Origin of the sequence: Bacillus sp. NMTD17, assembly GCF_002998735.1 — a bacterium.
GTDB lineage: Bacteria > Bacillota > Bacilli > Bacillales > Bacillaceae > Bacillus.
On record NZ_PVRH01000001.1, the window covers coordinates 484,469 to 499,932 of the forward strand.

At 36.6% G+C, this 15,464-nt stretch carries 10 protein-coding genes; 6 read left to right on the top strand and 4 right to left on the bottom strand.

Features of this window, described 5'->3' with window-relative positions:
• Positions 1 to 3 precede the first annotated feature (3 nt).
• The gene (locus C6347_RS02440; protein ID WP_060597421.1) at positions 4 to 774 is read right to left on the bottom strand and encodes a WecB/TagA/CpsF family glycosyltransferase; all 771 of its coding nucleotides are present in this window, start codon (positions 772 to 774) and stop codon (positions 4 to 6) included.
• A gap of 371 nt (positions 775 to 1,145) precedes the next feature.
• Here C6347_RS02440 and tagD point away from each other — a divergent pair, with 371 nt between their 5' ends.
• The 3 genes from tagD to C6347_RS02455 all read left to right on the top strand — a co-directional run bounded on the left by tagD (position 1,146) and on the right by C6347_RS02455 (position 5,998).
• A complete protein-coding gene (gene tagD, locus C6347_RS02445) occupies positions 1,146 to 1,535 on the top strand; it encodes a glycerol-3-phosphate cytidylyltransferase (RefSeq protein WP_008343212.1) in 390 nt (129 codons plus the stop codon).
• Between the two features lie 119 nt (positions 1,536 to 1,654).
• Positions 1,655 to 3,661, top strand: a complete 2,007-nt coding sequence (locus tag C6347_RS02450; protein WP_066031656.1) for a glycosyltransferase — start codon at positions 1,655 to 1,657, stop codon at positions 3,659 to 3,661.
• A gap of 87 nt (positions 3,662 to 3,748) precedes the next feature.
• The gene (locus C6347_RS02455) at positions 3,749 to 5,998 is read left to right on the top strand and encodes a CDP-glycerol glycerophosphotransferase family protein (protein ID WP_066031657.1); all 2,250 of its coding nucleotides are present in this window, start codon (positions 3,749 to 3,751) and stop codon (positions 5,996 to 5,998) included.
• 63 nt (positions 5,999 to 6,061) lie between these two features.
• Here the strand turns inward: C6347_RS02455 and C6347_RS02460 are convergent, their stop codons facing one another.
• Positions 6,062 to 8,677: a bifunctional glycosyltransferase/CDP-glycerol:glycerophosphate glycerophosphotransferase gene (locus C6347_RS02460; RefSeq protein WP_106036468.1), complete on the bottom strand. Its 2,616-nt coding sequence runs from the start codon at positions 8,675 to 8,677 to the stop codon at positions 6,062 to 6,064.
• A gap of 268 nt (positions 8,678 to 8,945) precedes the next feature.
• Between C6347_RS02460 and C6347_RS02465 the strand changes: the two genes are divergently transcribed.
• A complete protein-coding gene (locus C6347_RS02465) occupies positions 8,946 to 9,773 on the top strand; it encodes an ABC transporter permease (RefSeq protein ID WP_060597419.1) in 828 nt (275 codons plus the stop codon).
• Positions 9,774 to 9,792: 19 nt separating this feature from the next.
• Positions 9,793 to 11,394, top strand: a complete 1,602-nt coding sequence (gene tagH / locus C6347_RS02470) for a teichoic acids export ABC transporter ATP-binding subunit TagH (RefSeq protein WP_106036469.1) — start codon at positions 9,793 to 9,795, stop codon at positions 11,392 to 11,394.
• Positions 11,395 to 11,524: 130 nt separating this feature from the next.
• On the opposite strand, the gene C6347_RS02475 is transcribed toward tagH, so the two are convergent.
• Together C6347_RS02475 and galU are read right to left on the bottom strand one after the other, a co-directional pair.
• Positions 11,525 to 12,868: an IS1182 family transposase gene (locus tag C6347_RS02475; protein ID WP_106036470.1), complete on the bottom strand. Its 1,344-nt coding sequence runs from the start codon at positions 12,866 to 12,868 to the stop codon at positions 11,525 to 11,527.
• A 126-nt stretch (positions 12,869 to 12,994) separates the two neighbouring features.
• On the bottom strand, positions 12,995 to 13,876 hold the full coding sequence (gene galU, locus C6347_RS02480; protein WP_106071363.1) for a UTP--glucose-1-phosphate uridylyltransferase GalU: 882 nt from the start codon (positions 13,874 to 13,876) through the stop codon (positions 12,995 to 12,997).
• 272 nt (positions 13,877 to 14,148) lie between these two features.
• Between galU and wecB the strand changes: the two genes are divergently transcribed.
• The gene (wecB, locus tag C6347_RS02485) at positions 14,149 to 15,282 is read left to right on the top strand and encodes a non-hydrolyzing UDP-N-acetylglucosamine 2-epimerase (RefSeq protein ID WP_106036471.1); all 1,134 of its coding nucleotides are present in this window, start codon (positions 14,149 to 14,151) and stop codon (positions 15,280 to 15,282) included.
• The last annotated feature ends 182 nt before the right edge of the window (positions 15,283 to 15,464 follow it).

Sequence of the window (15,464 nt, forward strand, 5' to 3'; positions counted from 1 at the left end):
CTCTCACAGCTGCTTCGTCTGATCCTTTACTTGCTCAGGATAGTAACGTTTTTTTCCTTTGTTTTCTTTCAATACGGCAAAAGCGTATTTAGGAATGTTCAGCATTCGTTTCCATCTCCATGGATTCACAACAAGTCTGTACAGCCATTCTGTATTTGTTTTAATCATCCATCGTGGTGCACGCTTCACCGTTCCGCTAAATACATCAAAGCTTCCGCCTAAACCGATGCAAACAGCCTGCGGGAATAAATGACGGTATTCATAAATAAAGTTCTCCTGATTTGGATAACCTAAAGCAACGAACACCATATCTGCTTTCGAGCGGGCGATTTGCTTCGCTACGAAACGTTTATCGGCTTGATAGCCGTCACAGCTGCCCGCGATGACCACATTTGGGTATTCCGTATCAATTCGCTGTTTAACAGCCTCAAGCACTTCTTTTTTCGCCCCATATAAAAAGATACTTTTAGACTGCTTGTTTGCTAGATCAAGCATAGACATGAAGACATCAAAGCCAGCAATTCTTGACTTCAGCGGACTTTGTGTCAAACGTGACATCAAGACGACGCCTACACCATCCGGCAGAACATAATCCGCAGAAGAGACGACTTGATGGTACGCACGATCCTTCATAACAGTATAGCCAATCTCTGGATTGACAGTCGCAATCATGGCGCCTCTTCTTTGAGAAATATGATGGTGATTCATATAGCTGATAAATTCATCTAGGTCGCCGTTTACATAAGAAAGGTTAGAGACCACTTCTGTTTGCATTGTTTAGACCTCCTTTTTCATCTTGTTATCTATGAACGTTCATTGTAAATTCATTCTTCGTCTACTCATCATTTTATCACAGATGCTCCATGAAATATTAACAATAACTTTACAAACCTTTAAATTTCATGACATTTTCATCAATTCATATGAAGGATGCTGCGAGAAACATTGATTCTTCGGACTTTCCCTTCTCCGCCCAATAAATTGGAAATAGTTTGTCTTTACATCTGCTTAACGTTTGATGGGCGCTGTGATATAATGAGGTTCCGAAGAGCGAAAAAATACGAACGATGATAATAGGATTACGGATAAACATTACTGCATGAAAGCAGTTGAATAAGGAATGAAGAAAGGAGTTCATGTTTGCAATGAAGAAAGTTATTACTTACGGTACATTTGATTTATTACACTGGGGGCACATTAAGCTGCTCGAACGTGCAAAGCAGCTTGGAGATTACTTAGTGGTGGCCATTTCGACAGATGAGTTTAACTTACAAAAATCAAAAAAGGCTTATCATAGCTACGAGCATCGAAAGCTGATTCTTGAAACGATTCGTTATGTAGACGAAGTCATTCCAGAAAACAGCTGGGATCAAAAAGTCCGTGACGTGCAGGAGCACGATATTGATGTGTTTGTCATGGGAGATGACTGGGAAGGTAAATTCGATTTCTTAAAAGAGCATTGCGAAGTCGTGTACTTGAAGAGAACAGAAGGCATCTCGACAACTCAAATTAAGGAAGAAATTGCTGGACTTTAATTATTTAAGATAGTGCTTCTTATCTTTTGGTGAGAAGTGCTTTTTTATGTTAACATATCGTTTAAAAATTTATTTAAATATCGACGGAATAAATGGACAACAATGAAAGGTTGAGTGTTTTGATCCAAAAATGGTTTAACAAGCTTAGAAAAAAGACACATGATAATAATCAAAGTCAACCGCAACAACAATTGCAAATTCCTGATATGGAGTACTACTTTATTACTGGAAGAATTAAAGAAAAATATGGTGGTATGACGAAGTCGTTATTGCTACGTGCGAACTTATTTGGGTTAAAGAATGTTTCAACTCATTTTTTAACCTTTTCATATGATCAAGAATTTTCTCAGAAAGTGAAAGGGATCATTGATAAACAGAAAGTGGATCCTAAAATGACAAAAATCCAAAATATGTATGTGGATTTTCTTATTCCAAATTGTAAACCAAAGGAACAGTATCAGCCATCTTATCACGCTGACAACATCAATAAAGTGGTATGTGATCAAGAAGATCCTTCTGTTCGTTTTATTAGGAATGAAAAATCTAATCAAATTGAGATGGTTGATTATTTTCTTCCAAATCAGCAATTGGAGAAGCGAGAGGAATATAATTCACAAGGGCAGTTGCATAAAGTTTCCTATTTCTCTCAGGAAACTGGAAATGTCTATCGAGAACTATTCATTTATGAGCACACTTATGTTTATATGAAAAAAGAGTATGCGGATCTTAAGGAAGAATCTAAAAGTAAATTGAGAGACATCATTTGGTATGCCCATGAAGGGATAAAAACCTTTAAAAATGAAAAAGCATTAAGACAAGAGTGGCTTACGACTATTCAGTATAAAAATGATCGAAAAAAGCTCTTTTTAGTTGATAGCCGGAAACAGGATAAGTATGTGTTCCAATTGAAAAAAAGAAGTTCTTCTTATTTTTCAGCAATTATTCACAGTAAACACTATGAAACAGAAAAGACAGAATTACGTTCTGATTATAATGAATTATTTACCCAAATAAGAAAACAAAAAGTAGATGCCGTCTTTTTTATCACTGAAGAGCAGAAAACAGACGTAGAGAAACAATTTGGTCATCAAAATATCTTCTTTTTAACACCACATACATTAGATCGTTCGTCACATCAAGTACAAGATCACTATACTGCGGATCCGAATAAGGTTCTGATGATGGCGAGATTAACTAAAATAAAAAATGTCATAGATGCCATCCGTTCATTTGAATTTGTGATAAAAGAAGTACCAAATGCGAGGCTTGAAATCTTTGGTTCAGGTCCTCAAGAAAAGCACCTAAAACAAGAAATTAAAAGGTTAAACTTAGAAAAGAATGTCTTTTTAAAAGGATTCACTCAAAATCCTGATGCTGAATTTAGAACAGCTAGAATGTCTATCTCTACCTCTGTCTTTGAAGGCTGTCCATTGTCCATCATGGAATCAATTGTTAACAATTGCCCTGTGATTACCTATAATTACGATTATGGTGCTAGCACACTTGTGAAAAATCAGTTTAATGGCTTTGTTGTTGAGCAATATGAAGTGAAACAGCTTGCTAACAAAATCATTGAATTGTTGAAAAACGATGAACAGTATCAGATTTTTTCAGAAAATTGTCAGGAGATTGCAGAGGTATATTCAATCCCTAACTATTATGAAAACTGGATAGCGGCACTTCACAAAATGATAGAAGTGCGAGAAAAAAGAGACCAAATTCAAAGGATGATGAAGCCTATTCATTTCAAATTAGTGAAAATTGGTGTTGAACATCATATTCTTTCATTGGATTTGCAAATGGAAGGTGTCATTGAAAAACGAAAAAAGGTTATATTAGAACTTGTCGGTTATGATCGGCGTAACCATGCTGAGCTATTCTCTAAAAAAGTCGAAAGTTTAAAGGTGTCCTTCCCAATTGGACATGCATCCATACAAGCGGCATTGAAACGAAACAAAACAAAATATGTTGATTTCTATATGAGAATGAGAGACGAAGAATACAACGAAATCAATAAGCGTTTGCCAATTGCCGAGCATTTACTCAATGAAAAAGATGTGTCAAAAGTTGACGGTGTTTCTTACAAGACAATTAAAGGGAATTATTCTTGGAAGGTGAATAAATAAATAATAGAAACTTTTATTTATCATACATCGTTTTATAAGTATGAGAAGAAGCATAAGATTTCGATGAACAGAGGAGATAAATGATTAATGATTGAAGAGAGCGTTCAGAAGAATAGTGTTGTTGAAAGTTTAAAGAACCACGACGAAAAAATAGAAATTTTATTGAGGATAGATGATGATAGGCCGTTAGAAGGTCGATTATTTTACTTACTCATGAGAGAAAGGATCTCAAAGCAGGAAGTTTACCTTCCTCTTAAACATCTAGTGGAAAATCAGTTTAAAATAGAGATTCATGAAGATTCTTTCTCGAATCAAATGGAAGAAGGGCAAACGTATAACTTATATGTGACGGATTTTTCTGAAATGACTGATAGCAGTGAGAGCGAAGATGAAACCGAAGACTCCTCATATGATTCCGATGGAGATGACGAAGAGGCTGAATTGGAAGAGGGAGATGGCCAATTCCTAGATGAAGACGACAATCCCTATTATAAGCATCGTCTAAAGCTTGATGTGGAAATGCCTGAACTCTGTTTCATAGAAAATAAAAACGCTCTGCTGCTTGCTGTGCCATATCGTACAGATAAAGGTAATGCTTCTATTAAGGTCAAGCGAGAGATGAAGATCACGAAAACAAACCAGATAGCACTCGATGAGACCAATCTTCTTACTGTAAGTGGATATTGTGGTGTCATAAGTGCTGAGCACTCTTATCGAATCAAAAAAATCCAAATTCTTTTCAAAAGGGACGAAGTAGAGCATCGATTCCCCGTAAACTATCAGCAAAAAAGTGATATTGATGGTTATAGAACGGATGGGGAGATGCCGGAAGTATATCCATTCAATGTTGAAGTTCCTTTAGGAGTATTAACCTATTCTACAGACGAGAGATATATCTATAGAATGTATTTTGAATTTATATGTGAAGTTAACGGAACAGAAGAGACTTTAACAACACCATCTCTTGTGCTTGGAGATCGGTCTAATCAATTAAAAGGGCTCGTCCAAATACAAAAGAAGAACAATGTCCCGATTCGGTATGAGGTGTATCGAAAGAAAAAGAGACAAACGCTTGGTATCCGAATTAATGATTATACAATGAAAACACGTGCGAAGTACTACGTCAAAAGCAAGTGGAAGAAATTCAAAAAGAAAATTGGCAAAATCAAAAAAGTCCGTAATCGCCTTGTAACAAGGACCTTTAAAACGACCTTTCAGCTGGCGAGTAGGCTGTCTGTGAAAAAGAAAACGGTTGTTTTTGAAAGCTTTAATGGAAAACAATTCAGCTGTAATCCGCGTGGGATCTATGAGTATATGAAAGAAAATCACCCTGAATATACGTTGATCTGGAGCGTGAAAAAAGGGCACGAAGCACCGTTTAAAGAAAAGGGCATTTACTATATCAATCGTCTGTCATTGAAATGGATTTTTGCGATGGCAAGAGCCGAGTATTGGGTCGTCAACAGCCGATTGCCGCTATGGATTCCAAAACCAGAGCATACAACATACTTGCAGACATGGCACGGTACGCCGTTAAAACGACTTGCGATGGATATGGACGAGGTGCATATGCCTGGAACAAACACGAAGAAATACAAAAAGAATTTCACGAAAGAAGCATCGAATTGGGACTATCTCATTTCTCCAAATGCTTACTCGACTGAAATCTTTACACGTGCATTCCAATTTCAAAAGACCATGATTGAGTCAGGATATCCGAGAAATGACTTCCTTCATAATCAAAACAATGAAGAAACGATGAGAGCACTCAAACAAAAAATGAACCTGCCGCTTGATAAAAAATTGATCTTATACGCACCGACATGGAGAGACGATCAATTTTATAAAAAAGGGCAGTACAAATTTGATTTAGACCTTGATCTGCATGAGCTGAGAGCCGCTATCGGAGACGAATATATTATCATTTTGCGTATGCACTATCTAGTCGCTGAAAACTTTGATTTAGGACCATATGAAGGCTTTGCCTATGACTTCTCTCATTACGAAGATATTAGGGATCTTTATATGATTTCTGATCTGCTCATCACTGACTACTCTTCTGTGTTCTTTGATTATGCAAACCTCAAACGTCCGATGCTATTCTATGTGCCAGACATTGAAACATATCGTGACAAGCTGAGAGGCTTCTACTTCGACTTTGAACAAGAAGCACCTGGACCTCTTGTGAAAGAAACAGCGAGCGTCATTGACTGGGTAAGAGAAACAGAACAGCCAACCTTTACTTTGCCAGCTTCCTTCGCACCGTTTTATGAAAAATTCTGCTATTTAGAGAGCGGGGAGTCTTCGAAGCGTGTGGTGGAAGTATTTCTAAAGTAATAGCAATAAGATAAAAAGCTGTCGAGAATATAGGGCTACTAGCCCCATAGCTCGACAGCTTTTTTAAAGTGTTAGGTTTGTTAACTTTTGATAAAGTGCTTCGCGATAGCTTTTATGTTGATAGAAGAAACCATCCATTCTCTCTTTGTGTATAGTTTCCATTTGGAAATCATTTTTCGCTAAGTTAGCGATTTCCTTAATAACTGACGAACTATTTGTAACTAGGCGTCCGAAGCTGTCATCTAAATCCAAGTCTAGTTTGTTATACAGGTGGTTTCCACAAATAAACTCTGCATAATCGGGTATAAAGAATAAAACAGCTCGATTTATAAATGCAAAATCAAATACAAATGAAGAAAAATCGGTCATGAATAATTTGTAATCACTTAGATTGATATCTTTTGTTACAAATTTAATTCTTGGATGATCTGTTTTGAATTCATTTATAACAGAATTAAAAATAGGATGTAACTTTAATTCAAAGTATAGGTCTTCTTTTTCAAGTAAATCAGTAAACTCTTTAGAAGAAATTAATGTATTTATTTCTGTATAATAAGAAGAATTCTTAAAAGCTTCTTCTTTTATAGCCCATTCTCCACCTTTAGAGGAGTTAACTAATGAGACTCTCCAAGAAGGAGCAAAAATAATTTTATTGCTGGTAGGTTTAAGACTTTTAACAAAATCAAATCTGGCCATCCCAGTTTCAATTATGCTTTCTGGTCTGTAATTGTAATTCTTAATTAAATTTTGTTTTTCAAAATTACTGGAGACTACAAATTTATCTATTTTATTCTTTTCACTTGAGTAGATCCAAGGAGTGTGCGCATGTAGAATACCATGCTGTAAGTAAACTAATTCAAAGTCTAGACGGTCATTAATAAATTTCATTCTCTTTTCTGAAAAAGCACTATACTCTTGAACTGTCCTGAATGATGTTAAAATTTTAGTAGCATTTAGAAATAAATATTTATGCTGTCGAGACCTGAATTTAATGACATTTTTTCTTTCTTCTTGATTAAACATATTTTCTAGATCGATACTATCGCCATCGTATACATAATATCTTTTTATACCGTCTTTTTTGTGGAAATCATGCTTAAACTGATAATATGCATTATCTATAATATTCTTTCTGTCATTATATAGCCAAATGCCTTTTTTCTTTTTGTTTATTAACTTTCTAGCTAAATATAGCTTTTTGTCATGTTTTCTAACTATTTTATCAAACTCTTTTGTATATGAATTAGCCTCGTCCTTATTAGCTTTTTTAACAATGATTTTTTGTTGTTTAGGCAAGAATCTTAAAGCATAACCTTTCTTGAATGCTTTATGCTTCATAAAGCTCTGAAATACGACGTCATTGATAAAATAAAAAGAAACAGGATAATCGTAATTTTTATAATTGATGCTGAATTTCAAATCTAATGCTTGTTCATTGAGCTCTTTTTTCCAACTGAATCTATGGAATTTATTTGTTTTCATTCTTGTTTTGTAGTAGCCATGGTTAGATGAAGAGAGTCTAGGCACAAAGGGTTGTCCGTTAACTTCAATCTGTAATCTTAAATCTAAGAATTCATTAAGCGGACTTTTAATAAAACCAGCTACTAATAATTGATCATCCTTAATAGTGAATTGGGTCATAACTAACTCAAACCGGTGCTGTTTAAACAGTAGCTGATCATCGCGATAAACATAGATACCTTGAGAATCATATTTTATATTAGGCTTAGGTTGTTTCAAACTTAACAAAGAGGCTTTATGATATATATCAATAAAATCATGATTTAAAATTATTTTATCCTCAAGCTTTTCTATGATATTAAACATCCGTTTTTTCCAATCTGAAAAGTCCTCTTGATCTAGATGAAATGGTATTAAGGATTTTGACTTAAATCTCCAATTCAATTCGTATAAAATCATACTTTGGACATAAGGGTGCACAACATTATTATCTGAATATGAATCCATCATTTTTTCGAAGTACAAGAGAAGCATATTGTAAGAGTGTACGGGGCTTCTGTACTTCATAACTGTTGAAGATTGGTGTGTGCGATATATATATCTTCCAGTGGAACAAATTCCAATTCTCCCGGTTTTCATTAAATAAGCCGTATTAAAAGTTGCATCTTCAGCATATGCGAGATCTGTGTCGAAATAAATGCGTTCATTAGGAGGTAAATTCTTTACACAAACGTTTATGGTTGTTTGATTTATATTAGGATAAACAGACACATCATAAACACCGGTTTTCGAATAGTTCTTTGTCCTAGGATGATCTTTCACTTTGCCGTTCACCAGAGAATATAGAGGGTAAGCGACAATTGAAACCTCATCTTCAACTTGATTAAAGTAGTTATATAATTCTTGAATTGTGTTACTTCCAATTAAATCGTCTGAATCTAAGAAAAGAATATACTTGCCCGTTGCTTGTTTTAAGCCGATGTTTCTAGCTGCTGAAACGCCAAGATTTTCTTGTCTATAAATCTCCATGTTTTGGTACTGCTTTACATATTCATTGCAAATATCAAAGCTGCTGTCTGTGGAACCATCATCCACAAAAATGATCTGGATTTTTGTGAAATCATGTGTCTGCTTCATAATTGATTTAATGGTATCTTCTACATATTCCTCTGAATTAAACAAAGGAATAATTACAGTCATATCGTAATTAAAGTTCATTTTCTTCCTCACTTTTGTCTTAATGTATGGGTAAATCAATTTAATTGATAATCAGATAGATATTATCTTAAAAGTGATTAATATCCTATAAATAGATTACAACAAATTAGAATGAATGAACAGATCATTAGTATTGTAGAATTAAATTTAGGGAAGACCTAGTGATGGATTTGTTAATCAGTGAAATAATTCTCAACATCTGTTACAATTATGAGCGGTGCTTTTTAAAAAAAGTAATTCCAAAAACTTATATCTAAGGAAGATTAGAATGAACGCAATGTTGACGATACTAAAGGAGCAAATCAGCTCATTTCCGCTGATTATGCGACTTGCTGTTTATGAAACAAAATCAAAATATCAGATGAATTATTTAGGTGTTTTATGGCAGTTTTTAAATCCATTGATTCAAATGCTGGCTTACTGGTTTGTTTTTGGTCTGGGGATTCGCGGAGGACAGCCAATTGTCATTGGAGGGATGGAAGTTCCATTTATCATCTGGATGCTTGCGGGGTTAATCCCTTGGTTCTTCATTAGTCCGACGATACTTGATGGATCAAACAGTGTGTTTAAACGCATTAATATGGTATCGAAAATGAATTTCCCGATTAGTGCGCTGCCGTCTGTGGTGATTATGTCCAACTTGTTCAGCTACTTTGTCATGATGGGTGTCTATCTGATTGTGCTCATTTCCTATGGCATATATCCTGATGCGCACTGGCTGCAATATATATACTATCTTATTTGTATGATCGCGTTTATGTTTTCGTTTAGTTTGTTTAATTCCACGATTAGCGTACTCGTGAGAGACTATCAATTTCTTTTACAATCCGTGACACGTTTACTTTTCTTTTTGCTGCCGATTTTTTGGAATATCTCAGAGAAGCTCACTGGAGACAAAGCATGGATCGGGGATATATTAAGATTGAATCCTCTTTTCTACATTATTGATGGTTTTAGAAATAGCTTGTTAAAGGGAGAATGGTTCTTCCATGATGTGAAATATACGCTTTATTTTTGGCTGATCACGCTGCTTCTTTTAACAGTCGGTTCATTGCTTCATATGAAATTTAGGGATAAATTTGTCGATTTTCTTTAAAAAGTAAGGAGATTATACGATGAAACTAAAGGTTTCGTTTCGAAACGTATCCAAGCAATACGTCCTATATAAAAAGCAGTCAGATAAGATTAAGGGGCTGTTTTTACCCAATAAAAATGAAAAAGGTTTCTTTGCTATTCGTGATGTGTCCTTTGATGTATATGAAGGCGAGACAATTGGTTTTGTAGGGATCAATGGATCTGGAAAATCAACGATGTCGAACCTTCTTGCGAAAATCATTCCACCAACAAGTGGTGAAATTGATATGGACGGACAGCCTTCTTTAATTGCCATTGCGGCAGGGCTGAACAATCAGTTGAGCGGGAAAGACAACATTCGCCTAAAGTGCTTAATGATGGGGCTGACGAATAAAGAAATAGACGAGCTGTATGAAAAAATCGTAGAGTTTGCGGATATCGGTGATTTTATTGATCAGCCGGTAAAGAGCTACTCAAGCGGAATGAAATCACGTCTTGGCTTCGCCATTTCAGCGCATATTGATCCAGATATATTGATTATTGATGAAGCATTGTCTGTTGGAGACCAAACCTTCTACCAAAAATGTGTGGATCGAATCACAGAATTTAAGGAACAAGGGAAAACGATCTTTTTTGTCAGTCATTCCATTAGCCAAATTCAAAAAATCTGTGACCGGGTGGCTTGGATGCACTATGGTGAGCTTCGCATGTTTGATGAAACGAAGAAGGTTGTGAAAGAGTATAAGGAGTTTGTTGACTGGTTTAACAAGCTTTCCAAAAAAGAGAAACAAAAATACCAATTGGAACATAAGGAAGGTAGAAAAGGCGTTCAAAAGACGGAAAAAGTCACCCGTTATAAAGAAAGTGGGAAACGACGTTCATTTTTTGGACCAGCCTTTCAAGTGACGATTATTGCTGTTTTAACTATCTTACTTGCTTTATCTATGTTTTCGGATCGCCCGCTTCGTACGCTGGCTACATTTGGTGCAATCCCATCAGATCAGACAGGAACGTCTCATACAAAGAATCCGCAGACGAAGGGATCGCCTGATATGAAAAAGGTCGATCGACAGGCAATTGTCACGTCAGATCCACTCACGGTCTACAAAGATCAAGCCATGAAAAAAAAGGCGGATGTCACTTTACCATTTGGGCAAGAGGTACAAGCTGTCGCTGAAAATAAACAAACCGTTCAAATCAAAAATGCATCAGAGACGTATTTTGTCAAACCTGATGGGCTTCAACATGCAGAGGAATTAAAGTCTTTATCCATTGGACCAGGTCAGTTCAATTCCTATGTATCGCCCGCATCTGCAGGCTCATATGAGTATTTACTTTCTTTCCTTGGAAAAGAAGAATCTGTGCTTAAGCAAAGAATGCAAACCCTGAGTTCGATCAAAAGTGAACAAGGTGCTGCTATTGAGCGGCTGACCACGGAGAAAACTGATTATGTGATTCAAAATGGACAGGCGAATACGATGGTATTCCGTGAGATCATGTCAATCTCTCCTTCAACACTTGGACTGACAGAACAGAACGTTTGGCTGAATGAGAAACAAACGAAATTCGCAGTGAAGGGCGAAAACAACTTGTTTGTCATTGATAATGAACAGCATACACTGACGATTTCAGTGATCAAATAAAAAGCTGCCGATCCCGGCAGCTCAGATTGTAGAGAAACTCATGTTTTTCTACAATCTTTTTTATTTTCAGCGTAATTATGATGGATGAGATTTAATGAAAAAGGCCTCCCACACACCTAACCTAGCGAAGCTAGGTTAGGTGTGTGGCAATCTTCTTCATGTTCTGACACGCAGCTGTGAGAAGCACTTGCTCACTCACATTTTGTTTTCCCCTCAACCGGCAGTAGCGAAGCCCGTGCAGTTGTTTTGAATCTGCAAAGCTTCGCTCTATTTTTTCTTTTCTTTTTTTATATAGCTCTTTTCCAGAGGCAGACAGACGATTTTGTCTGATCTTTTCTTTGTGTTCCTCCCATACATGTCTTGAGATCACTTTTTGATGATTTTTCGATCTTGTACAGCTCTCAAGGAAAGGACACGATACGCATTTTTTAGGGTCTGATTTGTAGAACCTATAACCTTTTCGATCAGTTGTCGTATATAATAGCTTCTCGCCATTTGGGCAGATGTAGTGATCAGATTCAGAATCATACTGAAATTTCCACTTCTCAAATAATCCTCTTGTTGGATGAAAGCGTCTATGTGCGATGACACCAAAAATATGGCGATCCGATAAACCTTTACAGATTGAGGTTGTCAAATAACCAGAATCAAGGGCAACAGCTTCTACTTGAAAACCAAATCGGGCGATTTGGTGATCCAATCGATCAAGATACGGAATAGAATCATGGATATTGCCGGGGGTGACATGGGCATCCGTGATAATATTGTACTTCATATCCGTTGTACGGTGGTCTAGGTAGAAAAAGCCTTCCGGTTTATTTTCACGATAAAGATAGCCACTTTCAGGGTCAGTCATACTTTGACGAATGTCTTTTTTTGTTTTCACCTCCTCTTTTATCTTTAAGGGCTTTTTTCCGTGTGCCACCCGATCTTCTTGGATCGCTTCTTCTAATTCATTTATATAGTTCTGGGTATCTTGTTCAATCGTTTTTCTCGTATATTTATGTTTATTGGCATTGGCTTTAAGATGAGTTGAATCAGTAAAAAGAACGCGGCCTCCTACCATATCATGATTGATGGCTTGAAGCACAATTTCATCAAAAATATCTTGGAAAATCGTTGTATCTTTGAATCGAGTACGACGATTCCAGCTAATGGTCGAGTGATGAGGAACGGGGTCATTGATGTTCAAACCTAAAAACCATCTATACGCCATGTTATAGTAAATTTCTTTTTCAAGTTGTCTTTCAGAACGGATACCGTACAGGTATCCGATAAACATCATTTTGAACAAAATAAGTGGATCAAGAGAAGGGTGACCTTTATTCTCGCTATAATACGGTTTTACTTTATCTACGATAAATGAAAAATCAATGTACTGATCAATTTTACGAAGCAGGTGATCCTCTTCGACCAGTTGATCTAGCAATACAAATTCGGCTTCGTGCTGAGAAGAATTTCTAGTGTGGAACACGAGAAAAAACACCTTCCTTTAGTATGCTTTTATCTATTATAAAATGGAGGAATGGAAACTTTAAGAAAAAAATAAAGCTGTCGAGATTTTCTCGACAGCCTGAGCTGCCGATCCCGGCAGCTTTTTTTAATTCATTTCTTCTTTTTCGAGAAGCTGTTTCATAAATGGAATGAGTTTCTTTTTTAGATCCTCATCTTGAAGGGCGAACTCTAGAGTCGTCTCGATGAAGCCTTGCTTTTCACCGACATCGTATCGTTTTCCTTCGAAATCATAGGCGAATACGCGCTGAATGTCATTCAGCTTTTGGATGGCATCTGTCAGTTGAATTTCTCCGCCTGCACCAATTTCTTGCTGATCAAGGTACATAAAGATCTCTGGCGTGAAAATGTAGCGTCCTAAGATGGCTAAATTGGATGGTGCTGTACCTTGCGGCGGCTTTTCAACAAAGTTTTTCACTTGGTAGCGGCGTCCTTCTTGTGTAAGAGGATCAATGATCCCGTAGCGATGTGTATCGTTGTCTGCCACCTGCTGAACACCGATCACAGATGAAAGAGTCTTTTCGTATTCATCCATCAGCTGGCGAAGTCCGGGTGTTTCGGCTTGAACAATATCATCACCTAATAAAACGGCGAAAGGTTCATCACCGATAAAGTTGCGTGCGCACCAAACGGCGTGTCCAAGTCCTTTAGGTTCCTTTTGACGTATGTAATGAATGTCAGCAATGTTAGAGGATTTTCTCACCTTTTCTAAAAGCTCGCTCTTTCCTTTTTCCTCCAGGTTGCGCTCTAGCTCTGGTGCAAAATCAAAATGATCTTCAATGGCTCTTTTCCCTTTTCCAGTGACGATAATAATGTCTTCAATTCCTGATTCAACAGCTTCTTCAATAATATATTGAATGGTTGGTTTATCAACGATTGGCAGCATTTCTTTAGGCATAGCTTTTGTTGCAGGGAGGAAACGTGTCCCAAGACCTGCAGCTGGGATAATGGCTTTACGTACTTTTTTCAATGAACTTTGCACCTTCCTTACATATTGAAAAAATGATTTGACTTCATTTTTCATCTTTCATAAAGTGTAACTTACAAATGATAGAAATGACAAATGATTTACGATAAATGTATGATGATCTGATACAACATCTATTGTAAAGAGTCCGTGTAAATTTTTATGTTGAAAAGGGTAAAGGCGATGTAAAGATTGAAAATTGAATGATTAGGATTCGTTTCTATTCTTTTGTATAATAAACATATGATAAATGAGAAGGAAAGAGGCATCGACTATTGAAAACATTACATGTAATGACTGTATTCGGGACGAGACCTGAAGCGATCAAAATGGCCCCCCTTGTCCTTGAACTAAAAAAACATCCGCAAATCAAATCCTCTGTCACTGTGACTGCTCAGCATCGGCAAATGCTTGATCAAGTGCTGAAAGCCTTTGACATTCAACCGGATCATGATTTAAATATTATGAAAGAACGCCAGACGTTATCTGAAATTACATCAAATGCACTGTTAAAGCTAGATCAATTATTCCAAGAAGAAAAACCTGATATTGTCCTTGTTCATGGGGATACAACAACAACCTTTGCTGGAAGCTTGGCCGCATTTTATCATCAAATCTCAGTTGGACACGTTGAAGCGGGACTAAGAACTCACAATAAGTACTCGCCATTTCCAGAGGAATTGAACCGTCTAATGACTGGGAGTATTGCCGATATTCATTTTGCACCTACACATGAAGCGAAACAGAATCTTCTAACAGAAAATAAAAAAGAAGAAACAATTTTTGTAACTGGGAATACAGCCATTGACGCCCTGCAAACAACGGTTACTGAGCAGTATCAACACCCTATTTTAGAGAAAATAGGCACGGATAAAATGATCTTGTTAACGGCCCATCGCAGAGAGAATCTTGGACAGCCGATGAAAAATATGTTTAGAGCCATTAGACGTGTTGTAGAAGAATTTGAAGATGTTCAGGTCGTTTATCCTGTTCATTTAAACCCTGCCGTACGTGACGCAGCTCAGACAGAATTCAGTGATCTCGATCGTGTACACTTAATTGAACCGCTCGAAGTCGTTGATTTCCATAACTTTGCTGCCGCTTCGCACTTTATCTTAACGGATTCTGGCGGTGTACAAGAAGAAGCACCTTCTCTAGGGAAGCCAGTACTAGTACTCCGTGATACAACAGAACGCCCAGAAGGCGTGAAAGCCGGTACGCTTAAGCTAGCAGGTACAGATGAAAACACCATTTACAAAATGGCAAAAGAGCTCCTAGTAGACCAGAAAGAGTATGACAACATGTCGAAGGCGTCTAATCCTTATGGTGACGGACAAGCATCGAAACGAATTGTTGAGATGCTTCTATACCAATATGGCTTGACGAATACAAAGCCAATGTCTTTCTAAAAACTGATGATAATTACAGTTTAAGGGAATTTGTCGAAAGGTGTTATATTTTCTAAAACATTCATTAAAAAATGATAAAAATGTGGTATTATAATGGCATATATTAAGATATGAATGGTTTTTTTGTAATATAATTTACAATCTATTCATATTGAAATATTGCCATTTTTTATTTGACATGA

Coding starts and splice junctions, on each gene's coding strand:
- tagH (WP_106036469.1), top strand. CDS start 9,793: ATGAAACTAAAGGTTTCGTTTCGAAACGTATCCAAGCAATACGTCCTA.
- C6347_RS02455 (WP_066031657.1), top strand. CDS start 3,749: ATGATTGAAGAGAGCGTTCAGAAGAATAGTGTTGTTGAAAGTTTAAAG.
- C6347_RS02440 (WP_060597421.1), bottom strand. CDS start 774: ATGCAAACAGAAGTGGTCTCTAACCTTTCTTATGTAAACGGCGACCTA.
- tagD (WP_008343212.1), top strand. CDS start 1,146: ATGAAGAAAGTTATTACTTACGGTACATTTGATTTATTACACTGGGGG.
- C6347_RS02465 (WP_060597419.1), top strand. CDS start 8,946: ATGAACGCAATGTTGACGATACTAAAGGAGCAAATCAGCTCATTTCCG.
- C6347_RS02460 (WP_106036468.1), bottom strand. CDS start 8,677: ATGAACTTTAATTACGATATGACTGTAATTATTCCTTTGTTTAATTCA.